Origin of the sequence: Acinetobacter sp. 1130196 (assembly GCF_000588095.1) — a bacterium.
GTDB lineage: Bacteria > Pseudomonadota > Gammaproteobacteria > Pseudomonadales > Moraxellaceae > Acinetobacter > Acinetobacter nosocomialis.
In genome coordinates this window covers 37643-64395 of record NZ_JFWX01000014.1, presented here as the reverse complement: position 1 = coordinate 64395, position 26753 = coordinate 37643, and the positions used below count along the sequence as shown (strand labels likewise).

The following is a 26753-nucleotide window of genomic DNA, read 5'->3' as shown; positions in this document are numbered from 1 at the left end:
AACAGCTCTTCGCATCAGGCACAATAATTAAAACTCATACTAAATTATAATTGAGGAGAGATCTTCTAATGACTGCTCAATCTGTCATTTTGCCATTACCATCTGATCATGCCCGTTTTATTGTTCTTCGTTTAAAAGATCTAACAATTGCTGAATTAAAAGAACAACTCGAAGCTTTATTCGAAACACGTGACCGTCTCATTACTCAGCATTCAGACGCGCAAATTAAAACAGCAGTCGCTTTTGGTCCAGAACTTTGGAAACAGCTTTACAGTCAATCTCCTGCTGGCTTTAAACAACTTGAACCAGAAAATGGTGCATTCAACATGCCCGTCGTACCAGCTGATGTGCTTATCCACATTGCCAGTATGCGTTCTGATATTTGTTTTGCTTTAAGCCAAGCATTTTTTGAAGGCATTAAAGATAAAGTTGAGGTTCTGGATGAGCGTGTTTGTTTCCGTTACTTCGATGGTCGAGATATTACTGGCTTTATAGATGGTACTGAAAATCCTCAATTTCCAGACGACCGCGCAGAAACCGCCCTCCTCCCAGAAAGTGCTGGAGTATTTGCAGATGGTAGTTTCATCTTTGCGCAGCGCTATGCACACGACTTGGAAAAATGGAAAAAACTTAAAGTCGACGCACAAGAAAATGTCATGGGCCGTACCAAGCTTGAATCTATTGAATTAGATGATGATGTTAAACCGGAAAATGCCCATGTCGCTCGTACTGTCGTTGAAGATGATGAAGGCGAAGAAATGGAAATTTTACGTCACAGCTTACCTTACGGTGATGGTCGAGGTGATCAAGGCCTATTCTTCATTGCCTACACCAAAGACCTGAACATTATTGATGCGATGTTAAAGCGTATGTTTGGTACAAGTGGGGATGGCATTCATGACCGCTTACTGCACTTCGTGACACCACTAGACGGCGCATATTACTTTGCACCAAGTGAAGAATTGCTAGAAGAAATTTTAGAGGATTAAGTTTTTTAAAAAGTAGCTATCACCACGGTAGCTACTTTTTTATTTAAAACCAAAGAAAAAAACGTGTACTTTGACATTCTACAAAAATATTATCTTTACCTTTATAAATTAATAAAAATCACTCTTAAATATAAACTTAAGGCCCATTCGCATTTCTTATTTCAAGCATTTCATTACAGTCTTTAAAAGTGGAATAAACAAAAATTCGTTTATCTTGATTTTCTAGCAAAATAGCGTCTTTATTTTCACCAAAGGCGTTTTTAGAGATATCACACTTATAAGCTGACAGTTGAAAGTTCTTTACGACTTCACATTTAGGCTCAGCAACACTCTCATTAAAACCATACCATTGCGTAATATTTGGATTTGAACAAGAGATTTCCCCCACTTGATCAGCTGTTTTAAGCCCCTTCTCCGCACTCTCTTTCTTTTCACTTACAGCAGAGTCTGATTGATTTTTATCCATCTGCACCACATCTGACTTATGATTAGCATCATGTTGAGTTTTATCTGGACTTTTATCGCTACAAGCCATTAAAGCGCCTATAAAAATTAAAATATAAATATTTTTCATGAAAAAGTACTCATAATTCTGTGCTATTTAAAAAACTCATCTTAATTAAAGCTATTAGCTAGCAAGTATATCTAATATTAAACACAGAAAAACTTATGAATATAGATTAATAATATGCATTTATAAAAGGTGAATCATCTATTTTATTTTATGAGATTCAAAAGCCTTTATAGCCAAATTAAGTTAATAAAAAAGGGAGTATCTTACTCCCTTTTTTACACGTCCAATATTTTAGAAAGGAATACGCTTATATTTACGGTATTCTGGTTTCCAGAACGATTGATCAATCTTCTGCTTAAGTAAATCATCACTAATGGTTACAGCCACGCCGTCTGCCATTGCAGCTTTTGCCACTTCAAATGCAATCACTTTAGACACTTGTTGAATTTCGCCTAAAGGTGGCAATAAGTCAGCTTGTGGATCTTTCAGCAACGGTGAACAGTCTGCTAAAGCACTACTTGATGCCATAAGCATGTTTTCTGTAACGCGTTTAGCGCCTGATGCTACTACACCTAAACCAATACCAGGGAAGATGTATGAGTTATTGCACTGCGAAATATTGTAAAGCTTGCCGTGATGATTTACAGGTGCAAATGGGCTACCCGTTGCAATTAATGCTTTACCTTCAGTCCACTCCACAATATCAGCCGGCACAGCTTCCACACGTGAAGTCGGGTTAGATAACGGCATCACAATTGGTCGTTCACAATTGGCAGCCATGGTCTTAATAATTTCTTCGGTGAATAGGCCTGGCTGACCAGAAACACCGATTAACACTGTAGGCTTGGCATTTTTAACAACATCAAGTAGTGAAATTACTTCTTCAATGTTGCCCCATTGGTCTACTACTTCAGCTTTCTGAGCTAATTTACGCTGGAAGTCTAATAGGTTCGGCTGATTTTCAGTGATCAAACCAAAACGATCTACCATGTAAACACGAGCACGTGCTTCAGCATCGGTTAGACCTTCTGAAACCATTTGTGCAACGATTTGCTCCGCAATACCACAACCCGCTGAACCCGCACCTAAGAAAGCAATTTTCTGATCTTTTAATTGTTTACCTGCTGCACGGCTTGCAGCAATTAGACTACCAACAGAAACAGCTGCTGTTCCTTGAATGTCATCATTGAAACAACAAATTTTATCACGATATTTTTCTAATAATGGCATCGCATTTTTTTGTGCGAAATCTTCAAACTGGATGAGTGCTTTTGGCCAACGACGTTTTACAGCTTCAATCACCATATCTACAAATTCATAATACTCATCACCACTAATACGTGGTTGACGCCATCCCATGTAGATCGGGTCATTTAATAATTGAGGGTTATTCGTCCCTACATCGATTGTGATTGGCAATGTGTATGCAGGGCTAATACCACCACATGCGGTATAAAGCGAAAGTTTTCCAATTGGAATACCCATGCCGCCAATGCCTTGGTCACCAAGGCCTAAAATACGTTCACCATCTGTAATCACGATGACTTTGACATTATTTTTATTAACGTTTTGCAAAATATCATCAATCACATCGCGATCTGGATATGAAATGAAAACACCACGATGACGGCGATAGATATCAGAGAAACGTTGACATGCTTCACCCACGGTTGGCGTGTAAATAATTGGCATCATCTCTTCAAGATGATTTTCAATTAAATGGTAGAACAGAGTTTCGTTGGTATCTTGGATATTACGTAAATAGATGTGCTTATTAATATCATCATTGAAAGCGCAATATTGCTGATAAGAGCGTTGGCTTTGCTCTTCAATTGTTTCAATAATATGTGGAAGTAACCCGTGTAAGTTAAAGTTACTTCTTTCTTCTTGAGTGAAAGCGGACCCTTTATTTAAAAGGGGTAACTCTAAAAGTGTATAGCCTGCATAAGGGATATAAAGTGGGTGTTTACTTGGGTGTCCTGATATCATTGCCTATCTCATTTTCCAGCTTAGAACTCCGAAAAGTACAGTTTCAGCACTCTCTAAAGCTCGTTGTATGTGTAAGCTTAAGACTATTTAATACAAAATAGGTATTTTAAACCGTGATATTGAAATTGAATACTATTTAGAAAAAACATACAACAAAATTAATATTAAAAATTAATTACTTACATTTTTCATCTTTTTTAAAATTATTCTTAATTAACTCTATATCTGACTTAAAATCTTATATTTTCTTACTAGCTTACATTTTCATAAAAAATACCAAGTGTTTTACTACCTTATAATTTAAAAAATATTGCCTAGAAAGCCTGTATTTACGTATTTTCAGAATTGAATCACATTCATTTTTTAATATTTACAAAAAAAATAGTTCCATGAAACTTCAAGAAAGAAATTAAATGAAAGCGTTAAATGCACTCCCCTAACTCATAGGAAATTTGCTATATTTGACGTTTTTCTGCGACATCTATTTTCGATTGATATGAATACGGCAATACAAGCAGCTCTCGACCATGCAGTGCAAACCCTTCAGCAAGAAGGTGTGCTTCCTTCGGATTGGAATAATTCAAGCAATTTAACGCGCACCAAAGACCGAAGCCATGGCGACTTTGCTTCTAATATTGCCATGATCGGCTCTAAAGCTGCTGGTATGAAACCACGCGATTTAGCTGAGAAAATTCTCGCAGCACTACCAGAAGTTGCAGACATCAGCAAAGCTGAAATCGCAGGTCCTGGTTTTATCAATTTCTTCTTAAATGCAGACCAGCGTTTTGCAATTCTTGACCAGATTCAAGCTCAAAAAGAAGACTTTGGTCGCAGCCAATCAAATGCAGCTAAAAAGATTCAAGTTGAATTCGTTTCTGCCAACCCGACGTCTAGCCTACACGTAGGTCATGGTCGTGGTGCTGCCTATGGTATGACCGTTGCAAACTTACTTGAAGCAACAGGTGCAAAAGTTGACCGTGAGTACTACGTGAATGATGCTGGCCGTCAAATGGATATTTTGGCGACTTCTACTTATTTACGTTATTTGGAATTACTTGGGCAAAACCTTGTATTCCCTAAAAATGCATATCAAGGCGACTACGTTAAAGAGATTGCTCAAAGCATTATCGACAAAGATAACAATGCATATGTTCGTGATGTAGCAGACGTCTATAAAGATGTGCCAGAAGACGTGCAATATGCAGATGAGCTCGATAGCGAAGGCAATAAAGTCGTATTATCTGGCGACAAAGAAAAACACATTGATGGTCTTATTGCCAACTCACAACAATTATTAGGTGAAGGCTACCGCGTATTCCATCAAGCAGCTCTTCATGCCATTTTAGATGATATTAAAGATGATCTTGCTGACTTCGGCGTAACCTTCAACCAATGGTTTAGCGAAGCGTCTCTTAGCGCAAAAATTGACGAAGCGTTGGAAACACTGGATCAACGTGGTTTCCTTTATGAAAAAGATGGCAACATCTGGTTTAAATCGACTGAATTTGGCGATGAAAAAGACCGTGTTGTTAAGCGCCGTAATGGTCAAACGACTTACTTTGCATCTGACATTGCATATCACTTAAATAAACTACAACGTGGTTATACCGACCTTGTTGATATTTGGGGTTCTGACCACCACGGTTATATCTCTCGCGTAAAAGCTGCGATTGATGCAATGGGTTATGACTCGAAAAAATTAACTGTTCTTTTAGTTCAGTTCGTAAGTTTATGGCGCGGTGGTGAGATGGTTCAAATGTCATCTCGTTCAGGTCAGTTCGTGACTTTACGCGACTTACGTAAAGAAGTTGGTAACGATGCTGCCCGTTTTTATTATGTAATGCGTAAGAGCGAACAACACATTGACTTTGATCTTGACCTTGCTGTGTCACAAAGTAAAGATAATGCGGTGTATTATATTCAATATGCTCATGCACGTATTTGCCGTATGTTAGAAAAAGCAGCAAGCACTGGCTTACAATTTGAAGTAAGTGCAGCTCGTTCACATGCTGCGCGCTTGTCACTTGATGCAGAAACTGAAATTCTTGCTAAACTGGCTGCATATCCAGACGTTGTATTACGTGCTGCTAATGCGTATGAACCACACCAAGTAGGTAACTACTTAAAAGAATTAGCTGCGCTATTCCACGGTTGGTACAATGAGCATAAAGTTCTAAGTGATGACGCTGAACTTACACAAGCACGCTTATTACTTTCAATCAACGTACAACAAGTACTGCGTAATGGCTTAGAATTACTCGGTGTTTCTGCACCTGAAGCCATGTAAGTTCATGTTGGGGTATTTGGCAAAGTCATATACCCCTTCGTGTTGCAAGAAATAACGCTTTGTAAGGACTTCACCTATACAAAGCGATGTTTTAAAGTAAACGAGAACTAAACTCGAAATAAAACAATCAAAAGACAGAGGAATAATCCACGTGTTTGGCAAAACGCAACGCGGTGTATCTGAAAGACCTAATAAGCCTAAAAAGCCTTTAATTCCTAAATGGTTAGGGACACTTGTCGCTATTTTAGCGGTCTTATGTATCGCAGTAGTGCTCATGCTTTGGAAACCGTGGCAACCTGTTTCTTCAAAAAACCAGATTACTTCTGACCACTACAAAGAAGAAGAAACCAATAAAGATTACCGTTTTTACGATTTATTACCTCAACAGCAAGTTACCCCTATTCCGGAACAGGCTATTCCAGAAAGTAAAAACCAAGGTACTGCTATGATTGTTGAAGCACCTAGTACTGCTCAACCTGCCGCATCAGAATCTGTTGCTAATACTGATGACAATACTGACTCTACAGCTACTGTACCTCAACAACCAAATTATATTTTACAAGTCCGTAGCTATGCTGACCCAGATCAAGCAGATGCTCGACGTGCAGAGATCATTTTAAATGGCTTATCAGCTGATGTAATTAAAAGCTCTGAAAATGGAAAGACTTGGTACCGTGTTATTTCTGGTCCATATGATACCCAAGAAGCTGCTCTTGCTGCTCAGCAAACCTTACAGCATAGCGGCATTGACTCTATCGTAATTAAACGCAAATAAAGATTAAGTAATAAAAAAGGAACAAATATTTGTTCCTTTTCTTTTATATATCAGCACAATTTCTTTCGTTTGATCCCAAACCTTTCTGTCTTGCTTTTTGAAATGCTGGTCTTTGCTGAATCCGATGCAAAAATGCTTGAATATGCGGATATTTGCCTTGAAGACGGGACTGTAGAGCCTCTAATGGAAAGCTCATTTGAATATCGGCAAATGAAAAATCCCCTGCAAAATACTCATGCTCAGACAAGTAGTTTTCTAAAAAACTAATATGATCTTTCATACGCGGGCGAACAAAATTGGCCTTCACCCCTTCTGTAATTTTCTTTGCTACAGGTTGAATTAACCAAGGTACATGTTTGTTCACGTTATTCATAACCAAAGTCATCACTAATAACGGCATAAGTGAACCTTCAGCATAGTGCATCCAGTAAATATACTGCTGTAAATCCTGAGCTTGCTTAGGTTTAAATTGCTGTTTTTGATCATAGCGCTGCTGCAAATACTCTAAAATGACAGCGGATTCTGCAATGACTTGCTCATCATCTGTCAAAATCGGCGCCTTACCGAGCGGATGGATACATTTCAGCGTTTCCGGTGCTGAGTAGTTGGGTAAGCGTTGATAATAATGAATATCATAATCTAAGCCTAACTCTTCTAAAGCCCATAAAATCCGAAACGATCGCGAACATTCCAGGTGGTGTACACTAATCATGTTATTGCCTACTTTTATTTTTCTTTTTTACATAAAAAACAGCATGTGAACATGCTGTTTTATTCCATTTGTGGGATGGATATAAAGTCATCCACCTCAACAAAATAGCATTTTTATGCTGTAACAAGCACAGTATGAATGTCTAAACTACGTAACAAAGTTTTAGTTACTGGCGTTTTACTGCATACCGTTAAAATTTTCTGTTGAAGCTCTTCGCTTGGCAGCTCATTAAAAACAATACGACGCTCGATATGTTCTTCATGCTCACGATTGCTATGAAAATCAATTTCAACCGAGAACTCACCAAAATCATAATCTTTATGTTTCGCATACATTCTTAAAGTAATGAGTGTACAAGCTGCCAGACTTCCAGTTAGCAAATCATAAGGGGCTGGCCCCTGATCATGTCCTTCTAACTTTTCCGGTTCATCACAAAAGTATTGATGACGGCCACTGATAATTTCACCTTTCCACTGTTCGGCAAGAGGTTTTGCCTTACTACTCGCGATTACTACTGTCATTTTGATGCTCTCATTTGATCTGGAAGAACTGGGGCCTCTAAACGTGCACCAACATAATCTGGTATTTCGCCAAAACGTACATCATGATTAATCCACTGTTCACGTGCTTCTTTTAAATCATCCATAGTACGTGCAACAAAGTTCCACCATAGCAAAATTGGAGTTTCAAACGGTTCACCGCCAATTAACAGCACACGGTTACCTTTTTTGATTTCAATCTCAATTTCACTCAATCCAGTATCCAATACAACCATATTGTCAGCAGTGAGTTCATGACCATTCACATGAGCAACGCCATCTAATGCCATGAAGCCATATTCAAACTCAGGATTTAGTGGAATACGTGTCTTAGTATCCTGGGTAGCAATAAGGTCCACACCTACTAACGGTGTATGCACCACAACTGGAGAAGTAGTTGCCAAGTATTCACCCACGAGCACGGTAAATTCTAAACCGTCTTTTTCAACAACAGGCAACTCAGGATAATGTTCAAATTTCGGATCCATATTGCGCTTATGGTCAGGTAAAGCAATCCAGAGCTGTGCAGCGTGCATTTGAGTTTCTGTATCAGGCGCAACTTCAGTATGAGAAATACCATGCCCTGCTGTCATCAAGTTGACTTGCTTAGGACGAATTAACTGCTTTGAACCTAAACTATCGGTATGCATCATGGTACCTTCAATCATCCACGTGAAGGTTTGCAAACCAATATGTGGGTGTGGGCCTACATCTAAACCATTACCTGCAGGAAACGTTACCGGGCCTGCATGATCCAGAAAACACCACGCCCCAATCATTCGCTTTTGTCGACTAGGTAAAGCCCGCTTAATCACCGTCCCCTGTCCAATTTCAGCAGAGCGAATTGGAAATTCCTGAATGAATTGATTGGCAAATTTCTCACAATCCTTTGAATCAGAAATATCGTAATCGTTATTATTGCTCATGATATTACTCTCTTTTACCTATGCTTTTGCAATGAGTTGTTATACTGATCTTAACAATACACTTATTATTCAATATAGTCTTTTAGTAATACACAGGGTCTTATGAATGAGACAATCGATTTTTAATTATAAAATAGAAAATAATTAAAGCTGCTTTAAGCAGCTTAAGATGATTGAGTTTTAACGAGCTGTTTTAGATTTTTCATAAATTGCCCGAACTGGGGAAAGAACTCTTGAAACAGTGGATGGTCCCGATTTTCCAACATGACTTCACTAAAAAGTTTTAGACCAACTCCAAAAGATTTCGTAGTTTGATCATCGAAAAATTCTGCGTTCTTTAACTTTTCAACAATCTCAAAAATGTCATCATGATTACCGGTATAGAACTCGAGCCTTTCCGTATAGTTAGAAACTTCGCCTTTGGCATCTTTTAAATGTTGTACAGTAACGTGATATTGATGCTGTTTCATATATAAGTTCTCTATTAAAAATTAATGGTTTTAGATAATTTCAATCTGCTTCAAGTCAACTTGAAATTGAGTAAATACAGATTGCAAACTAGCTAGAAATTGTTCTTGTTTCGCTTGTGTCAACTCTGCACAATAAATTTGTAGAAGTTGATTATTGGCTAAGCCTGATAAGTTAAATTTGGCTTCACCTCGTTGAAATTGAGTATTTGAGATTAAGCCTGCTCCTTCCAAATCACTGACCACCCGATAAACTGTTGCCAAGCTCAACTTCTGTTTTTGGGTATAGAGCTTTTGATAAATCTGTTTAACCGTTAAATCTTCCGCTTGCTCCTGAATTAAAGATAAAACAACAAGTCTTGGATGAGTGACTTTTAAGCCCGCTTCTTTGATTTTTTGCTGTAGCTCTAGCATGGCTTATCTCAACTTATAGGCGCCCGATTGCAACCGCAGCCTGATCAATTTTTTCGGCAATTTGATAGATCTGCTCTCGCTGCAAATCAGTTGTATTGAGTTTCAAACGTAAAGCCGTCTTTAAGTTTTCCATGGCGCGGTGAATTTCAATTAATTGATCATTACTGTGAATTTCACGTCTTAAACGTAATTTTTCTAATAGTGCATTTAACTTATCTTTTTGTTCAGTTAAATAAGCCTCACCAAACTCCGTAATTTGATATTGCTTGCGCTCTATATCTAACAAGTTAATTAGGTTCATTTCTTCCAGACTGGTTAAAGTCGGATAAATTGTTCCCGCACTAGGCGTATAGCCATCACCGACCAAATCACTTATTTCTTTTATAATTTCATAACCATGCTTAGGACTTTGCTGAATAAGGTGGAGTACCAGAAGTTTCATACGTCCCGCTTCAAAAAGTCTTCCACGGCGACCTGAACGGTGATGTCCGTGGTGATGTTCATTGTGCTCAGTATGATGATGTTCTGATTGTTGTTTCATCTTTAAAGATTCTCTAATATGTTTAATTTATGCATATTAAGATATATCTTAATATATCTTTTATCAAGTATAAGTAATAGAATACGAACTATTGTATTGATATTTATTAGGATTAATTTTTAGCTTTAAAAGTTAAGCAATAAAAAAGAGTGCTTAAGCATCTTACTAGCTCGTTTTCTGAGAAGAAGTTTAAGCTGACGAAAGAAAATAATATTTAGGATGAATTTCTTATAAAATGTAATATGTTAATTTTTCTTTTTAATCATAAATAATATGCACTTGTGTTATTTAAGCGATTTAACATTAGCAGATGTCTCTAATTTAGTTAGACTTTATACAAATGATACGACTAGAAAGTATTTAGGTGGACCCCTGGAAGTATCTCTGGCTCAAACGCGAGCACATACTGATATTAATACTCCAAGTAAATTACCTATTTGGGCAATTCGATCTTCTACTGATCATAATTTTCTAGGAATTATATCTCTGGATACTCATCATGACGGCTCAGATATCGAAGTATCGTATGAATTGCTGCCAGAATATATGGGATATGGATATGCAACTCAAGCACTTGAATTTGTTTTAAATTATTCATTTAATGAGTTAAATCTTAAGAAAGTAATAGCTGAAACTCAAACACAGAACAAAGCATCAATCAAATTACTAGAACGTGTTGGAATGGTTTTTGAGAAATCAGTAGAACGTTTTGGTTCAAATCAAAGTATTTTTTTTATTACTAGTCACCAGTATATCGATAAACATAAATAATGCTTTTATCAATAGACATAAAAAAGGCAGGATTAAATCCTGCCTTTTCATTTAATTATTCCCACTCAATCGTTGCTGGTGGTTTAGATGACACGTCATATACAACACGTGATACATCTTTGATTTCATTCATAATACGCGTTGAGATTTTATCAACCAATTCGTATGGTAAATGTGCAAAACGAGCTGTCATAAAGTCAACTGTTTCAACCGCACGAAGTGCAATCACCCAAGCATAACGACGGCCATCACCTACTACACCAACTGACTTAACAGGTTGGAACACAGCAAACGCTTGAGCAGTTTTATCATACCAACCACTGTCACGAAGCTCTTGCATGAAGATGTCATCAGCAAGACGAAGAATATCTGCATATTCTTTTTTCACTTCACCCAAAATACGAACGCCTAAACCAGGGCCTGGGAATGGATGACGGTAGATCATGCTATGCGGTAAACCAAGTGTAGTACCTAATTTACGTACTTCATCTTTAAACAAGTCACGTAAAGGTTCAACCAATTCAAATGCTAAATCGTCTGGTAAACCACCCACATTGTGGTGAGATTTAATAACGTGTGCTTTACCTTGTTTGCTTGCAGCAGATTCAATTACGTCTGGGTAAATCGTACCTTGCGCCAAGAATTTCACGCCATCAAGTTTACGTGCTTCTTCAGCAAATACTTCGATAAATTCACGGCCAATGATCTTACGTTTTTTCTCTGGATCAACTTCACCAGCCAATGCATTTAAGAAACGTTGTTCAGCATCTGCACGAATTACACGGATACCCATGTTTTCGGCAAACATTTGCATCACTTGGTCACCTTCGTTTAAACGAAGTAAACCGTTATCAACAAATACACATGTTAACTGATCGCCAATTGCTTTGTGCAAAAGTGCAGCAACAACAGATGAGTCAACACCACCAGAAAGACCCAAAAGAACCTTTTCATTACCGATTTGTTCACGTAATTGTTCTACACGTAAATCGATAATGTGTTCAGGTGTCCAAAGGCCACCACATCCACAAATTTTATGAACGAAGTTTGCAAGTAACTCTTCACCTTTTGCCGTGTGCGTTACTTCTGGATGGAATTGCACGCCATAGAAACCACGTGCTTCATCACTTACAGCAGCAACTGGACAGCTTGGTGTGCTTGCAGTAATTGTAAAACCTTCTGGAATTTTGCTCACTTTGTCGCCGTGGCTCATCCAAACGTGTAACTGGTTTTCGCGGTCTTGTAAGTTGCCAATAAGTTGGTCACGTTTAACGATATCAACTTCGGCATAACCAAACTCATGTACAGTACCCGGCTCAACTTTACCGCCTAACTGTTCAGACATGGTTTGTAAACCATAGCAAATACCCAATACTGGAACGCCTAATTCAAACACCACTTGCGGTGCTCGCGGGCTGCCCTCTTCATGCACACTCTCAGGTCCACCTGATAAAATGATACCGTTTGGCTTAAAAGCACGGATGTCTTCTTCAGACATATCAAAGGCATACATTTCAGAGTAAACACCAGCTTCACGTACACGACGTGCAATGAGCTGACTATATTGAGAGCCGAAATCCAGGATCAGGATACGATCTTCAGTAATTTGAGTATTGGTAGTCATGACAAACCACTAAATGGCAAAAGAATTAAGCGCGCCATTTTAACATTTTTCACGCTTCGGCGCACCGCAAATCATCATATATCTTATTTTTTTCATATCAGAATCATTTCTATATTGGGATTGATCAATGTAAATTAAAATTTATTGATATTTATCAATATACTGTATACCCCTTAAAAACTTCATACACATTGATAAATTCATCACATTCTATGCAACATCGTCTTGAATTTGATGTTAAGATGACCCGATAAAACAGGCATTACCATGGAAAGGTAAATACCATTAGCGATATTTGTCTGTCCTTGAACAGTTATCCGTTTTTTTATGGCTTGTTGCCCCATATCAAAATCAATAGAAATCTAAGGAACAACAATGCTTCAAACTATGATTGCAGATTTCCAGCAACATTTTTGGTTGTATGTCTCTATTCCTTTCATGAGTGGTTTAATTGGCTATGTCACTAAAGTGATTGCCATTCAAATGATGTTCTCACCACTTGAATTTAAAGGTATTAAACCGTTTTTTGGCTGGCAAGGTATCGTGCCTCGTAAAGCTGAAAAAATGGCAACCATTGCTGTTGAACTCATGACAGCTAAGCTGATTAAACCCGAAGAAATTTTTGCTCGCCTTGACCCAAAGCGTATTGCCAAAGAAATTGAAAAACCATTAATGGCAGCAGCAGAAGATATTACGCGTGAAGTCGCGCAAGAGTATCAACCCGGTTTATGGGAAGGTATGCCTGAGTTTGCCCGCCAAAGACTGATCCGTAGAGTGCAATCAAAAGCACCGGAAATTGTCGAGCACATCATGAGTGAAGTGCAACGTGACGTAAATCGATATTTTGATATTAAGCATTTGGTGATTAGCAACTTGCTTAAAGATAAACGTCTACTCAACAATATTTTTAAGCGTGTAGGCAAACAAGAATTTAAATTCTTCAGTAACGTTGGTTTTGTATTCGGTTTTGGAATTGGTGTAATCCAAATGTTGTGCTGGATTATCACACAAGGCAAATACCCTTGGATGCTGCCGATGTTTGGCGGATTTGTAGGGTTCTTTAGTGACTGGATTGCCCTACAAATGATGTTTAGACCGCTCTATCCGAAAAAGATATTGGGCTATACATGGCAAGGTCTATTTATTAAACGACAAAATGAAGTAGCAGCTGACTACGCAGCCTTAATTTCCAAACAGCTTTTAACTTCACGTCATATGATGGAAGAGTTGTTTTCAGGTACTCACTCTGCGCGTGTAATTGAGTTGGTGAACCGCCATGTTAAACAGGAAATTGATATGCAGGCAGGTGTGATTCGCCCACTTGTTGTTTATGCAATTGGCGGCGAAAAATACCAAAATATGAAAACACAGGTTGCTGAACGTATTATGCAACAGCTACCAGAAACGATGAAATATGTTGAGTCGTATGCGGAAGATGCAATGAATATTCGCAGCACTTTAATTGAACGTATGCAAAAATTAACACCATCCGAATTTGAAGGGATGTTGCGTCCCGCGTTCAAAGAAGATGAGTGGGCACTCATTGCAGTAGGTGCAGTACTTGGTTTTGTTGTTGGGGAATTACAAATCCAGTTTATGCTCTAATTTTTAAATATAAAAAAACCGGATGAATTGCTCATCCGGTTTTATTTTGTCTTGAATATTATTTTTCAATTGCATGGTCTAAGCTAATACGTCCAGCGCCATGAAGCATCAAGAAGAACAAACCACCTGCCATTGCAAAGTTTTTCATAAAATGGATGCCATTATTATATTGCGCTGCTGCATCAGCACCACCTTGGTGAAACAAGAATGCAGTCAAGATACTAAAGATTCCTAGACCAAAAGCTGCAAAACGTGCTTGGAAACCAAATAACAAAGCTAAACCACCACCGAACTCAACCAAAATGACTAATGGTAGAATTCCACCTGGAACACCCATAGCTTCCATATAACCTACAGTTGCTGCATAACCGGTAATTTTCCCCCAACCAGCAACAAGAAAGATGTAAGCGATAAGAAGACGAGCAACAAGGCTAATGAAACTGTCCGCGCCTGGTTGCGTTACGATATTTTTGACCACCACATTTGGATTAAACATACAGCCACCTTTATTTAAATGCTTATTTGTTGATGAACTCATTCTAGGTTTGGGACATTGATAATTAAATACTCAAAATCCATATATATCGTTGCACAAATAGGATGATCAATTTGTATATTTTTGATGTTTTATACTGACTTTCGATAGGCTCACTGCTACGATTTGAGCACGGTTTACCACTTAGTCATCTCATGGAACTTCTTGATTTTATTCTACACGTTGACCAGCATCTCGCCGAATTTATTACAAATTACGGAGTCTGGATTTATGGCATTTTATTTTTAATTATTTTTGTCGAAACCGGTCTAGTGGTCATGCCGTTCTTACCGGGAGATAGTTTATTGTTTGCAGCAGGTGCTTTAGCGGCATCTACGGGTAAGATGGATCCATGGTTACTGGGTACTCTACTTTTTATTGCAGCAGTTTTAGGCGACACTGTGAACTATCATATTGGTCGTTTTATCGGTCCACGTGTGTTTGAAATGAATTCCCGACTCATTAACAAACAGCATTTAACTAAAACTCAAGAATTCTTTGCCCGTCACGGTGGCAAAACAATTATTTTTGCTCGTTTTATTCCATTTGCCCGCACCTTCGCCCCTTTTGTTGCCGGTGCTGGTAGTATGAATTATAAGTTTTTCCTGACATACAACCTAATTGGAGCATTCTGTTGGGTGGCTTCTTTTGTAACCTTAGGTTATCTATTTGGAAATATGCCAGTTGTAAAAGATAACTTTACCCATCTTATTTTCGGCATCATTATTATTAGTGTTCTACCAGGTATTATTGGATTTATCCGCGAAAAATTAAAGAACCGTAAAGCTAACGTTTAAGGGTTCCTTTAGAAGAAACGAAATACCACCGGAAGCATACACAAAATAAGTAACATGGCCGATCCTTTATATAAATGATCGGCTTTTATTTTCTGCATTGAACCCGTTAATAAAGCACGTCCAAAAATCATCCAGAAACTCGCAGCAGGAATAAGGGTCAAAGTAAAAGCAGCAAAGACCATAAGAAAATTTTCTGGCGAATTCCATGTTTCAGCTGGGAAAATACCAGCTGCAAACAGTAAGGACTTAGGATTTTTTAAAGTTGAGAAGAATAGTTGACGTGGGCGAATATTGCGATGGTTCTGGCTAAACTGTTGTAAATGTGTGGTTTTCCATAAACGGAATGCCATCCAGAATACATATAACACACTCGTAATATGCAAAATGAGTAGCAGCGCTGGCCAGACTGGAGCTGCTAAATGAATAAACACGGCCCAAAAGCTGATGCCATAAGCATAGCCTAACCATTGCATTGGAATAAGCCAGAATGTTTTAGATAAACCTTGTGAGTGAGCTGCGGTTGCAAGTAATGCATTTGTCGGACCAGGGATAAGCAAAACAGCCAACATTGCTAATACAAAAAACCAGCTTTCAATCATAAAGTTTCCACATTGATAAAGATGCGGCAACCTTAAACGAAATAGGCAAAATATAGCAAGTTTAGTGAGTATATTGACTAGAAAAAATACAGCCACTTTAAAGTTATATTTTTAAAAAGCCTTTGATTTATATTGATTTTATTATGAAACATTTTGCTAAACTTTATTCATCACAATATGCTTTAATTAGCATATTGTGATTCAAAATTGACTATTATTTCGCCTTTTTACGAACAATAATTGGACAATTCTTAAACTGAGCAGCCTGAACAATTGCCTCTTGTTGACCCATTACACGTGAAAGTTCAGTGTTCTTGGTTGAAGAAGATTGCCCCATGTTGACAGAGATGGATGGACCGAATCCCCAACCGCCTCGTCCCCAGCCGCCACCAAGTCCAACGCCAACGCCCATACCTGTACTTTTTGGAGTCTGTACACCATTGTCGATATATTGTTGAATACGGTTATATTCACTTTGTAGTTGTTGGCAACTCAAAGATTGATATTGTGTCGGAGACACATAAGTCGGTTTTACCGTCGTGGCACAAGCGCCCAATAGTAAAGTGGCTGCTGCCAAAGGCACAAGATATAAGCCTTTCATCATTTTTCTCTTATCGTTTTGGTTCAATTTCGCTGAACAATGCCTCATAAGATTGAGTCAATTTGTGTTCTGGCGCCAAGTGAGCCAAAGGTAAATTTTTCTGATGTGATTCTTTCATTAAAATTGATGGTGGTAACATGCTATTAAGTACAGGTAAACCTTCATCTTTTAACTGTTGAACCACTTCCCGCGGTAGTTTTGCTTGGGACTGGAACTGATTCACCACAATTCCCTCAATTTCCAAGCGGTCATTATGATCATCTTGCGTTTCGAGAACATTTTCAATCAATGTTTGTAACGCACGTTTTGAAAATACATCACAGTCGAAAGGAATCAGAACTTTATCTGCAGCAATTAAAGCAGACAAGGTAAAAAAGTTAAAAGCTGGTGGTGTATCAATATAAATGCGGTCATATCGTCCAATTAAGCTTTGAATTGAATCACGTAATTTATAAATTTTATGTTTGCTTTCAAGTGCATGTTCAAGAGCACCGAGCGTAGGGCTAGCCGGAAGCACATCTAGTTTTGCAAAAGATGTTGAGTGTACAAAACTGTCGAGATCTTTATTACGAGGGGCTTTTAAAATTGAGCCTATAGCATTACCAATTAGACCCTTTTGTTGATTATTCCCCAGCACATCTTCAAAGAAGTTTTCAATATTTGGTTCTAAAACTGCTTTATCAGCAGCGTATGTTGCCTCTTCACCTAAAAGGTATTGGCTAGAGTTGGCTTGAGGATCAAGGTCGATCACCAAGGTCCTTAAGCCATGTTTGGCACTAATTGCAGCCAAATTTACAGTAATACTTGATTTCCCTACACCGCCTTTTTGGTTAAACACCACACGAGTTAACATGTTTCCCTCTACATATTTTTTTACTGTATGCAGTTTAACCTAGAGCTTAAGCAAAAAGGCAAAGAATGTAGAACAATTAAGCAAAAACCGGTTTCACGATGACCAAAATAATAATGGCAACAAATGCGATTGCACTAATAACCAAACCCGCACGGCGCTGGGCTAATAAAATAGTGTCATCCTTTTTAAAGGCTTTCATTAATGATGATAAGAGCACTAAAAATAAGATAATTTTAGCGTAAAACCACGGCTGGACCTGAAAGTTCTTCATCACCAGTAAAATTGCGCCAGTAATAAAAACCACAGTAAATGACAAATGCTGTAAAGCAACTAACACTTTACGCCCTGCTGGGTTAGGTTGTTGACCTTGTACACCAATAAACAGTGTAGAAGCGCGTAATACAAAAACCATAAGTGCGGCTGCTACCGCAGTCATATGAATAATTTTAGTGAGTAAATGTGCGTCCATAAACTAAGCCCTTAGCTCTTAGGTGCATGTGCACATTCTGGACTCGCTGGCGCTTGACCTTGCCACTCACTTGGTAAATAAGCGTGAATTGCTAAAGCATGGATTTGTCCCGGATTCATTAAATCAGAAGCCAAGGCATAAACTTTTTGATGACGTTGAACCAAACGCAAGCCGTTAAACTCTTCACTCACTACAATCACTTTAAAATGTGATTCTTTACCTGGAAAATATCCACCGTGGCCAGCAGACTCATTAATGACTTCCAAATGGCTAGGTGCAAGGGTTTGTAACCGTTCAATCAACTGTTGTTCAAGGCTCATAGCTTTTCCTTTTACGATTATTCGTATATTTAGACCTAGTATACCCTGTCTACACACAAACAAAAGTTGCTCTTGTACGCTTTGACTTCAAACAAAATGTCTATTTATTCGGCAACTTATCAATAAAAATAACTCTAAATGCTCATTTCTGTTTTTATTTTATGCAATCAGCATAATTATTTGCATAAAGTTGTTGACCCTTGTTTTGCTTAATGTATTATAAGCGGCACGCGGGAATAGCTCAGTTGGTAGAGCATAACCTTGCCAAGGTTGGGGTCGCGAGTTCGAGTCTCGTTTCCCGCTCCAAATTGGTTTTTTTTTGAGAAAGTTTTAGTAAAAACTGCTCATATATGCGGGAATAGCTCAGTTGGTAGAGCATAACCTTGCCAAGGTTGGGGTCGCGAGTTCGAGTCTCGTTTCCCGCTCCAAATTGGTTTTTTTTTGAGAAAGTTTTAGTAAAAACTGCTCATATATGCGGGAATAGCTCAGTTGGTAGAGCATAACCTTGCCAAGGTTGGGGTCGCGAGTTCGAGTCTCGTTTCCCGCTCCAAATTTTAAAAGCCCTAGTCAAAAGACTGGGGCTTTTTTCTTTTTATCGATCCTTATTTTTTTACTTTATCAATTCACAGCATAACTTACTGAGAAGAAACCGGTTCAAGTCCAACGAAAGACTTTCTAGCTTCTACCCGATTCACCTTTTTAAATTGCCAGTTATATCCATTTAATTTAGTTATATCTACAAGGTGTCGGCTTCATTGGATGCATAGATATACACGGCAATAATTGGAAACAGTCCATATTAAAGCGTTCTATATGGTGGCTCTGCTGTAAACATATGGAAAAGATAAAATTGCAATCATAAATATAGCTTTGAAAATGATATTGTTCTATGTTTTGAGTATCCTTGGTTGCATCAAAAAACTTTATATATTCAGAAAAGACATGGAAATTAAGCTTCTTTAAATGGCTACTCATTCCTTGACCAGTACATTTAATATAGGCTTCTTTCAAGGTCCATATTTGAAAAAACCGCTGATATACGCTGAATGGGTCAATCGGTTCATTTTCCTGAATCCACTCTATTTCACTTAGGTCTAAAACGCTATCAACCCGCTTCCATTGGAACTCTCGATTCACTCGTTCAACATCAACACCGATTTCCCCTTCTTCAGTCACAGCAAGGACAATAACGTCCGCTGAATGACTAAGATTAAAATAAATCGTCTTACTACCTTGTACAAAAGGTTTGCCGTTCGGTTGTAACTGAATATTGACTTGATGGGCTGAAATACCCAGCTTATCTGCTAGAACAGACTTCGTTAAGACACGAGAAATTAAGAAAAGACGCGCTGCCTGAGGAAGATATTGATCATATCTCAACTTTTCTGCGGCATTGAGAAAGCTGAGATAATGACTCAATATGAGATGATTATCTGGTACCCGTGAAACTGGGCAAATATAAACCTGCACTTGGGGTATATCAGACATCACTAAGTTGTGCTGTAGTACTGATATACTTTGTTAGAACTGGTGTGAGGTAATCATAAACCGCTTCTACATGGGTAATGTGTGGATTATGACCTGCACCAGCGATGATATGTACCGGAATATCAGGACTTATTGGGGTAACAATTGGATTTTTCTCTCCAATAATAATCTCGACTTTAGACCGAAGCTCATTGAGCAGAGTAGTTTGAGCGGCTCGTTGCTGTGGCAAATTAACGAGATGCATATACTCGCTAATATGCTTAGATACTGGCACACGGCATAATGAATCCATCGCATAGCCCACTGACGGATTTTTTTGTCCATCTGGATGCAGATCTTTAGCAATGATATCTTTCGGCACAAAACGGAAAATTAAATTAGAGATGGCCTGTATTTGGAATATTTTAGCAGCCCGCGCCTGAACAAAATAAGGTGATATCAGGATAAGGCGAGCAACTTTATCTGGATATTTCTTTGCAAGATTCAATGCGAAAAGACACCCTAACGAGTGAGCAATCACAACACTATTTGGTGCTAAAAGCTTTGAAGCAACATCAATAAATTGTTGGTTGTTATCTTCCATTATCTCATAACTACCCGAACGCCCAAGTCCCGGTAGGTCCATCATAGCGACCTGATCATATGTAATTCTATTGATGATTGGAGACCAGCATGCACTATCAAATGGGATTCCATGTAAAAATAATGCAGAAGCTTTTTCTGAACCAAGCGACTGTTTAATATAGGTTTCTGTCCAATATCGACTCTGATAGCTGAAACGACTCGGTGTAGCTACTTGCATATGACCAAAACGTGTGAGTACCAGACGATCAATCCAGTGAGAGAAATAAGGAGTAGTATTGATTAGATCAGCAATCCCCATCTTCGTTGCCATCATCTCTGTTTCAGCGACTTGATAGTTTTCATTAGAAATGAAAGCAAGTTGCTCTTTGGAGCTATCAAGCAATACTTCAGGTAATTTCTCGAGTAGAATTTTAGGGAGTTGCAAATGTGGTGTACTCACTCCTAAATACTCGGCAGCCAGATGGATCAGGTGATGAAATTTCGGCGTCGCAGGATCGAGCAGCATATACTCCTGAGCAATGGTTTCAGGATAAAACATGGTGCGGATTAGGAAGCTTACAATATATTGCATATTACAAAGTGGTAAGAATGTGTCACGGCCACCAGGCAGTGCCATCAGTCGTCCCTGATATAACTTACCAATCATTTCTGCAATACCAATATATTGCATATCGCCATAACGATAAAAACCATCAATAACTGTAGCAGGATGTATTGCAGTCCATGGCACATTTAAACGCTTACAAGCCTCAATGAAAGCCTGATGACCTAAAAGTTTCGAAGCCTCATAACCGCCGTATTTACGATATAAATCATCAGGTGAACCTTTCGGTGGAGAAACCATGCGATATCCACCAATCCAGATGAATCGCTCAAGCTGTTTTAATGTTGCCGCCCACTCAATCAAGGCAAGGCCTGATTTTACATTGGTAAGTTGAGCATCAGCTTTACTAATTCCCCAATTAAATGATGCAGCCAGATGATAAATAACATGAATCTTCGTTTGAGTATCCGCTAATAGAGAGTCCAGCTTAAAATCACGGCTTAAATCATATTCAACAAAAGAAATAGAGGGATCAATCAGCCCTTCTGTTGCAATGAAATCTAATAGTTTTTCTTTCTTGGTTGGAGCATTACGCAGTGCAGCGATTACTTGATGACCTTCACGTAAAAGTTCAACAATTAATCTGCTTCCAATAAAACCAGCTGCACCTGTTACTAATATAGTTTTCCGTGAAAAATTATCTTTTTTTGCTTTATTTAAATTATCCATAAATCACCTTATTAGGGATTGCGAGCTCCAGTATTACTTGAAGCGGATTATCTTAAAAATTATATCGAATCTGGGCATATACCAGACTGTTATCTCTAAATTGTCCAAACACAGTATCATTTCTGCCCCAGAAGCGATCGCCACCTGCATTCAGCTGCCAGTGATCATTGAGGTTGTAATTAATACGTACTCTTAGTAACTCATTCGGTTTGGGCGAAAAATAGAACCCTGTTACTTCTAATTTTAAATTATCATTCAGCAGGTTAAGTGCATAGCGCAGCATAGCTCCATACTGATTTTGCTGATATTGATCACTAATTGTTTGCTGATAACGGTAAACTTCTCTTAATAATGGATCTGTCAAGCTATCGGCAGACCTTACGTCCTCTGTATGTTTGTACACACCCATTAAGCTTAGCGTAGTATTTTTTAATGACCATTCTGGTCCCATGACCACGGTTAAATTATTTTTCTTATGCGTAAGATCTTCGCTGCCATCCGAGTCAGTCTTTGTATATGCAGCTTCACCACGCCACACGATATCGTTACGGTTATAACTGAAATCAATCCCATAGACAGACATAGGATTATTTTTCAATTGTAACGTTGCTCCTGTTGGAGATAACGACTGCAATGACAGATCAGGCATGTGATCTAAACCTGAAAAATACGATGCACCTACATCTAGACCATCTACGGAATAATCCCAACGCACTGCAAACGCAGGACGGCTCTTACGGTCTATGTCATACTGAACACCAGCAATCTGACGCAATGGAATCACATCTGAACGGCTACGCGGATACCATAATGCCGTCCATTTATTAGTTCCAGATTCAGGAATATACGTCAATTTGAGTGCATCATTTCCAAGACGCTGATCTGTCTCATCTGGTACTAAACGCGTATAGTCACGAGGTGATAGATTATCCGTTGGGTTAATCCCATCAGCTCTCCCCCAGACCACAATCTGGCGACCAAAGTCGAAATAAAACGTTTGATCCCAGTTATAAGATGCATACAACTCACGTAAGTTGCGATTCACCTTACTCACCTGATCTGGATTTACAGTATGGTCCGTTTCGTCTCCAATATTTATATCGTAATGGATCTTAAACGCTGGGTTAAACTTGAGCGTACCATTGGACCAGAAACTTGCTTGTCCAATATTTTTTAACGAACTTAAATCACGATCTGATGACCACACATCGAGTCTGGCCGAGTTCTGGCTTATAAAACTAATTTCGCTGTCATCTGCATAAGCATGTTGCAGTAGCATAAAGCTACTACAGCATGCAAATACCCAATAGGCACCTTGCGTCATTTTTCAAGGCTCTGCGGTGAGAAAAGCTTATCGGATAAAGTTTTTTCTGCGGCAAAATCATTGACGATCACTTGCGTCATATGTTGAGTTTGCAAGTTTTTCGCCATAGATTTCATGGCCTGCCATCTTGGTTTCACTTTGCCGTAAGGACGGATATCGGTGAACTCAATGTGCTTTAACGGCTTACCTGCGGTATCCCAAATGTCGATAGTTGCTGTAACAAAGTTGTCTTTGAGTATGCACATGCGACGTTTGCTATAACCAAAGTCATTCTTCACCGTATTATTGATTGGCGTTGCTTCAATCATGTAGCAATCTTTACCATTAAATTTGCCATCTGCCAGTTTCGTGTACTTCCAGTCACTGAGCTTATAGCCAAGTACATCACCATAACTAAAATCGGTACCAATAAAAGCATCGCCCTTATTCGCTGATGCTAGTCGACGTACTTTTTTCAATGCAGGCAAATAGACAAACATGCTATCACTGCCTTTTGCATTTTCAATCAACAGTGTCGTGGTTCCTTGGACATCCGCTGGCGAGATGAACTCAGTCAAACGCATATTGTTCTGAGTATTTCCAGCAAGCTTGGTCATATTTTTAGTCATACGTACACGTTGCTCACCATTTTTAGACGTCAGAATAAATTTGGCGCTAGCAGTTGAAGACAAGAACTTAGAGGCATCATCACTACGATTAACAATGTCTTGAGCCTCATCTGCATGTGATGTTTTAGGTAGTGAAAAAGTAAGTGCCGTACCCAACAAAAGGCTTGTCACGACAGTTTGTGCAACAGGAATGCTCTTCTTATTTGAAGAAAAGATAAAACGTGGTTTTAGCATCAAAATCATTGTAGGTACCATAATTAAGGTTGCAAATACACTGAAAAGCATCGCAATCACAATAAACAGCGCTAGCCATTGATGTACATGGAAGCCCTGTGATAAGGACAGTACACCATAACCACCAGCAACCGCAGTCGCGACGAAAAGAGAAGCCTTACCAGCTGTACTTAAGGTTTTACGAACAGCATCTTTGATATCTCCGCCTTCTTCACGCAAGATTTCACGCAAGCGATAGAGGAAGTAGATGGCGTAATCCGCACCGATACCAACAGCCATGGCCGAGATGAGAGAGTTTGGAATATTGAGGGGAATATTGAGCCAACCCATTACCCCAAAGATCGCAAGAATTGAGAATAAAAGAGGTGTCAGAACGATCAGCCCAGCTGAAAGTGAGCGGAAGACCAACGCTGAAATAAAGAAGACAGCAAATGAAATTTGTAGAATATTCATGAGTTTGCCGTGAACCATTGTTTCAGTTAAAGCAATAGTCTGAGTCACGTCACCACCAAAACTTACTACAGCTTTATCACCGAATTGACCTGCCATATAAGTTTTTAGAGATTCAAGGATTTCTGTAATGCGATGATTACTACCTGTTTTCATCAGAATCGTAATCTTGGCATAGCGCTGAGTGGTATCAATGTAAGAATCAAAATCTGTCGGCTCACCAGACATTGAATACAACAGTAAATACTGAGCAACAACATCTTTGGTTGCAGGAACCTGAAATGCCTGTGGCTGATCGGCATTCATGGCCTGATTCATTCGTTTGATATAGTCCACAATAGAGATTGTTTTACCGACCTCTGGAATTGAATTCGCGAACTTTTCTGTATTATCAATTGCTTTGAGAATTTCAGGGTTTTCGATACCATCACGAACTTTAGTATCGACCATAATGTAAAGGCTATTTGTTCCACCAAGAGACTGATTCAAAAATCTGTCGTCTTGCTGCATTGGTAGGTCACGCGAGAAGAAATTTCGACTATCGTTATCTACTACAATACGGCTGGTGCCGATAGCAAGTAAGACACCTACTACCGCAATCGCAGTCATTAACATCATTCGCGGACGAACTGACAAAATAGCATCACCAATACGGTTTGGAATCCAATCCCATATCGGTAGACCTTTACGTTTGACCTTCGTAGCAGAAGGTGGTGGCAACATCGAGCGCAGTGCCGGAATAAAAGTCATCTCAATTACGAGTGTACTAATGATCCCGATCCCAGTAAAAATACCGAATGAACGAATAGTCGGAATATTGAAAGTTAACAGAGAGAAGACCCCGGCTGCTGCAATTCCGCCAGCCAATATCATAACCGGACCCACACGGACCAGAGATTGAACAACAGCTTCACTATTGGCAGCTTTAGGCTCCATCCCTTGAGCAAGCAAACGGTCAAAGTCTTCGTAGTACCGCTTTAACAACTGTACGGCATGACCTGCTGCGATGGCCAAAATCAAAATTGGTGTAGGCGAGTTAAAAATATCCATCGGCTGTTTAAATAGGCCCATCATGCCCATACCCCATGCCACAGACAGCAAAGCTGTAACGAGTGGCAAGATCAACCCCTGCTTACTGCGAAATGCTTCAAAGTGCAATAAACCGATCACCAACACAGCAATTGGGAACAAGATATTGATACGCTTAGAATAATCTTCAGCTTTATCGAGATAGACGGGATTGCCACCAACACTGATGGTCATATCTTTGGATTGTTCGCTCTCTACAATTTTGTTGATTGGAGCCATCATCTTCTGGAAGCCTTCCGGGCTTTCCTCAAGCTCAAGCAAAATTGCAGCAGTTCTTTGATCTTTAGATACGACTGAATTCATATAGGTTGGGTTCATTGCCAACATTTTTTTCAAATGATCGATATCGTCTTGAGTTACAGAACTGGTCGGCAATAATTTCTTGGCATCAAACCCTTCCGAATTAGCCATGATTCCTTTGGCTTGGCGTGCAGCCAGACTCATCATCGTAGAACGAACTACGCCAGGTGCATTGTCAACTTCTTCGGTAATATGTTTAACTTTTTCTAATACTTGCGGCTGATAAATATCACCTTGTTTCGGTGTAATGCCGATCACGACCATATACTTGGAACCGAATTTCTTTTCGATCAGTTTGGTCGAGGTGATATAAGGATGCCCATTAGGTGCAAGTGCGCCCGGATCAATAATAATTTTTACGCCCGATGCGAGATATGCCAAGACAATCGTTAAAAGTATGACTACGGTCAGCACAATACGGCGATGGCTGAGAATCCAACGCGCATATTTTTCCATCACTGGATGAGTCTTTTGAAGTGGTGTTTCGATCTCGTGTGATTTTTTATCGGCCTCTTGTGCTGGCTCTTCAATCTCTTGTGATGGCTTCTCGATCTCCTGCGATAGTTTTTCGATCTCTTGCGACGGTTCTTCGATCTCCTGTGCTTGCTGACTCACTGCCTCATAGGTTCCACCCTTTTTGGCCAGTGCTTGGAGATTAATAAGATCTTTCTTGAACTGGGCAAGAACCATCTTTTTTAGCAGTGCATCGGGAAAGACACCAAAAAAGCCGCCAGGTTCTGCCACAAAAAGCCACTCAATCCATGTACCTTCTGGATGCGGTTTAAAGTGGTAAGTACCCGTATAAAGAAAAGGTCCTTCTAGCACTTGAAAGGCATATAATTCGTTGGGTACCAGATGTGTAATTTCACCTTTAAAGGCCAACTCACGACCCGCAAAGGTCAAACCGATTTCATACCTACTGCCCACACGCGGAGTATTATCTAGTAGCTCAGAATGCTTACATGACAATTGCCAGCTTGCATCATGACCCGGGTTGGCAAGATATTTAAAGACCTTATCAATATCGCCTGGTATGAGGAAAGCATGTTCTATGGTCACCATAGTGGTTCTACCT

25 protein-coding genes and 3 tRNA genes are annotated in these 26753 nt (G+C 39.1%); 9 read left to right on the top strand and 19 right to left on the bottom strand.

Features of this window, described 5'->3' with window-relative positions; translation table 11 throughout:
• Window positions 1-68: 68 nt before the first annotated feature.
• On the top strand, window positions 69-989 hold the full coding sequence (locus tag J671_RS13325) for a Dyp-type peroxidase (RefSeq protein WP_002054269.1): 921 nt from the start codon (window positions 69-71) through the stop codon (window positions 987-989).
• A gap of 136 nt (window positions 990-1125) precedes the next feature.
• Here J671_RS13325 and J671_RS13320 read toward each other — a convergent pair whose 3' ends face one another.
• Window positions 1126-1563, bottom strand: a complete 438-nt coding sequence (locus J671_RS13320; protein ID WP_031982554.1) for a hypothetical protein — start codon at window positions 1561-1563, stop codon at window positions 1126-1128.
• A gap of 231 nt (window positions 1564-1794) precedes the next feature.
• The gene (locus J671_RS13315) at window positions 1795-3492 is read right to left on the bottom strand and encodes an NAD-dependent malic enzyme (protein WP_000623106.1); all 1698 of its coding nucleotides are present in this window, start codon (window positions 3490-3492) and stop codon (window positions 1795-1797) included.
• A 496-nt stretch (window positions 3493-3988) separates the two neighbouring features.
• Here J671_RS13315 and argS point away from each other — a divergent pair, with 496 nt between their 5' ends.
• The gene (gene argS / locus J671_RS13310) at window positions 3989-5779 is read left to right on the top strand and encodes an arginine--tRNA ligase (protein ID WP_031982553.1); all 1791 of its coding nucleotides are present in this window, start codon (window positions 3989-3991) and stop codon (window positions 5777-5779) included.
• 151 nt (window positions 5780-5930) lie between these two features.
• Entirely contained in the window at window positions 5931-6554 is a 624-nt protein-coding gene (locus tag J671_RS13305) for an SPOR domain-containing protein (protein ID WP_031982552.1), read from the top strand.
• A 43-nt stretch (window positions 6555-6597) separates the two neighbouring features.
• Here J671_RS13305 and J671_RS13300 read toward each other — a convergent pair whose 3' ends face one another.
• From J671_RS13300 to J671_RS13275, 6 genes are all read right to left on the bottom strand, one after another.
• A complete protein-coding gene (locus tag J671_RS13300) occupies window positions 6598-7266 on the bottom strand; it encodes a glutathione S-transferase (RefSeq protein ID WP_022574377.1) in 669 nt (222 codons plus the stop codon).
• 113 nt (window positions 7267-7379) lie between these two features.
• Window positions 7380-7787 carry an OsmC family protein gene (locus tag J671_RS13295; RefSeq protein WP_031982550.1) on the bottom strand — a complete coding sequence of 136 codons (408 nt, stop codon included), beginning with the start codon at window positions 7785-7787 and terminating at the stop codon, window positions 7380-7382.
• The gene (locus tag J671_RS13290) at window positions 7784-8731 is read right to left on the bottom strand and encodes a pirin family protein (protein WP_022574375.1); all 948 of its coding nucleotides are present in this window, start codon (window positions 8729-8731) and stop codon (window positions 7784-7786) included. Before J671_RS13290 ends, J671_RS13295 begins: the two co-directional genes overlap by 4 nt.
• Window positions 8732-8895: 164 nt before the next feature.
• The gene (locus J671_RS13285; RefSeq protein ID WP_002054242.1) at window positions 8896-9201 is read right to left on the bottom strand and encodes a DUF3861 domain-containing protein; all 306 of its coding nucleotides are present in this window, start codon (window positions 9199-9201) and stop codon (window positions 8896-8898) included.
• A 30-nt stretch (window positions 9202-9231) separates the two neighbouring features.
• Window positions 9232-9612 carry a Fur family transcriptional regulator gene (locus tag J671_RS13280; RefSeq protein ID WP_031982549.1) on the bottom strand — a complete coding sequence of 127 codons (381 nt, stop codon included), beginning with the start codon at window positions 9610-9612 and terminating at the stop codon, window positions 9232-9234.
• A 13-nt stretch (window positions 9613-9625) separates the two neighbouring features.
• The gene (locus J671_RS13275) at window positions 9626-10153 is read right to left on the bottom strand and encodes a PadR family transcriptional regulator (protein ID WP_031982547.1); all 528 of its coding nucleotides are present in this window, start codon (window positions 10151-10153) and stop codon (window positions 9626-9628) included.
• A gap of 273 nt (window positions 10154-10426) precedes the next feature.
• On the opposite strand from J671_RS13275, the gene J671_RS0104510 reads away from it, so the two are divergent.
• Window positions 10427-10924, top strand: coding sequence for a GNAT family N-acetyltransferase (locus J671_RS0104510; protein WP_031982545.1), 498 nt, complete (start codon window positions 10427-10429; stop codon window positions 10922-10924).
• Window positions 10925-10979: 55 nt separating this feature from the next.
• On the opposite strand, the gene guaA is transcribed toward J671_RS0104510, so the two are convergent.
• Complete coding sequence (gene guaA, locus J671_RS13270) at window positions 10980-12548, bottom strand: glutamine-hydrolyzing GMP synthase (RefSeq protein ID WP_031982544.1); 1569 nt, start codon at window positions 12546-12548, stop codon at window positions 10980-10982.
• Between the two features lie 387 nt (window positions 12549-12935).
• Between guaA and J671_RS13265 the strand changes: the two genes are divergently transcribed.
• Window positions 12936-14153, top strand: coding sequence for a DUF445 domain-containing protein (locus J671_RS13265; protein WP_171057494.1), 1218 nt, complete (start codon window positions 12936-12938; stop codon window positions 14151-14153).
• 58 nt (window positions 14154-14211) lie between these two features.
• Here the strand turns inward: J671_RS13265 and J671_RS13260 are convergent, their stop codons facing one another.
• A complete protein-coding gene (locus J671_RS13260; RefSeq protein WP_004711072.1) occupies window positions 14212-14649 on the bottom strand; it encodes a DoxX family protein in 438 nt (145 codons plus the stop codon).
• Between the two features lie 194 nt (window positions 14650-14843).
• On the opposite strand from J671_RS13260, the gene J671_RS13255 reads away from it, so the two are divergent.
• Entirely contained in the window at window positions 14844-15485 is a 642-nt protein-coding gene (locus tag J671_RS13255; protein WP_002054234.1) for a DedA family protein, read from the top strand.
• Window positions 15486-15493: 8 nt separating this feature from the next.
• On the opposite strand, the gene J671_RS13250 is transcribed toward J671_RS13255, so the two are convergent.
• The 5 genes from J671_RS13250 to J671_RS13230 all read right to left on the bottom strand — a co-directional run bounded on the left by J671_RS13250 (window position 15494) and on the right by J671_RS13230 (window position 18327).
• On the bottom strand, window positions 15494-16084 hold the full coding sequence (locus J671_RS13250) for a LysE family translocator (RefSeq protein ID WP_004883927.1): 591 nt from the start codon (window positions 16082-16084) through the stop codon (window positions 15494-15496).
• A 214-nt stretch (window positions 16085-16298) separates the two neighbouring features.
• Window positions 16299-16685, bottom strand: coding sequence for a hypothetical protein (locus J671_RS13245; RefSeq protein WP_004711075.1), 387 nt, complete (start codon window positions 16683-16685; stop codon window positions 16299-16301).
• Window positions 16686-16695: 10 nt separating this feature from the next.
• Window positions 16696-17538: a ParA family protein gene (locus J671_RS13240; protein WP_002054248.1), complete on the bottom strand. Its 843-nt coding sequence runs from the start codon at window positions 17536-17538 to the stop codon at window positions 16696-16698.
• A 76-nt stretch (window positions 17539-17614) separates the two neighbouring features.
• On the bottom strand, window positions 17615-18007 hold the full coding sequence (locus tag J671_RS13235) for a SirB2 family protein (RefSeq protein ID WP_006581265.1): 393 nt from the start codon (window positions 18005-18007) through the stop codon (window positions 17615-17617).
• Between the two features lie 11 nt (window positions 18008-18018).
• The gene (locus J671_RS13230; RefSeq protein WP_000051228.1) at window positions 18019-18327 is read right to left on the bottom strand and encodes a BolA family protein; all 309 of its coding nucleotides are present in this window, start codon (window positions 18325-18327) and stop codon (window positions 18019-18021) included.
• Between the two features lie 230 nt (window positions 18328-18557).
• On the opposite strand from J671_RS13230, the gene J671_RS13225 reads away from it, so the two are divergent.
• The 3 genes from J671_RS13225 to J671_RS13215 all read left to right on the top strand — a co-directional run bounded on the left by J671_RS13225 (window position 18558) and on the right by J671_RS13215 (window position 18877).
• A tRNA-Gly gene (locus J671_RS13225) sits at window positions 18558-18633 on the top strand.
• A gap of 46 nt (window positions 18634-18679) precedes the next feature.
• Window positions 18680-18755, top strand: a tRNA-Gly gene (locus J671_RS13220).
• A 46-nt stretch (window positions 18756-18801) separates the two neighbouring features.
• A tRNA-Gly gene (locus tag J671_RS13215) sits at window positions 18802-18877 on the top strand.
• Window positions 18878-19053: 176 nt separating this feature from the next.
• Here the strand turns inward: J671_RS13215 and J671_RS13210 are convergent.
• The 4 genes from J671_RS13210 to J671_RS13195 are packed head-to-tail and all read right to left on the bottom strand — an operon-like array spanning window position 19054 to window position 26740.
• Window positions 19054-19815, bottom strand: coding sequence for a 4'-phosphopantetheinyl transferase family protein (locus J671_RS13210; RefSeq protein ID WP_031982541.1), 762 nt, complete (start codon window positions 19813-19815; stop codon window positions 19054-19056).
• Entirely contained in the window at window positions 19808-21673 is a 1866-nt protein-coding gene (locus tag J671_RS13205; protein ID WP_031982540.1) for an alpha/beta fold hydrolase, read from the bottom strand. Before J671_RS13205 ends, J671_RS13210 begins: the two co-directional genes overlap by 8 nt.
• A gap of 52 nt (window positions 21674-21725) precedes the next feature.
• Entirely contained in the window at window positions 21726-22997 is a 1272-nt protein-coding gene (locus J671_RS13200; protein ID WP_031982539.1) for a hypothetical protein, read from the bottom strand.
• A complete protein-coding gene (locus J671_RS13195) occupies window positions 22994-26740 on the bottom strand; it encodes an outer membrane lipoprotein-sorting protein (RefSeq protein ID WP_031982537.1) in 3747 nt (1248 codons plus the stop codon). Before J671_RS13195 ends, J671_RS13200 begins: the two co-directional genes overlap by 4 nt.
• Window positions 26741-26753: the final 13 nt, after the last annotated feature.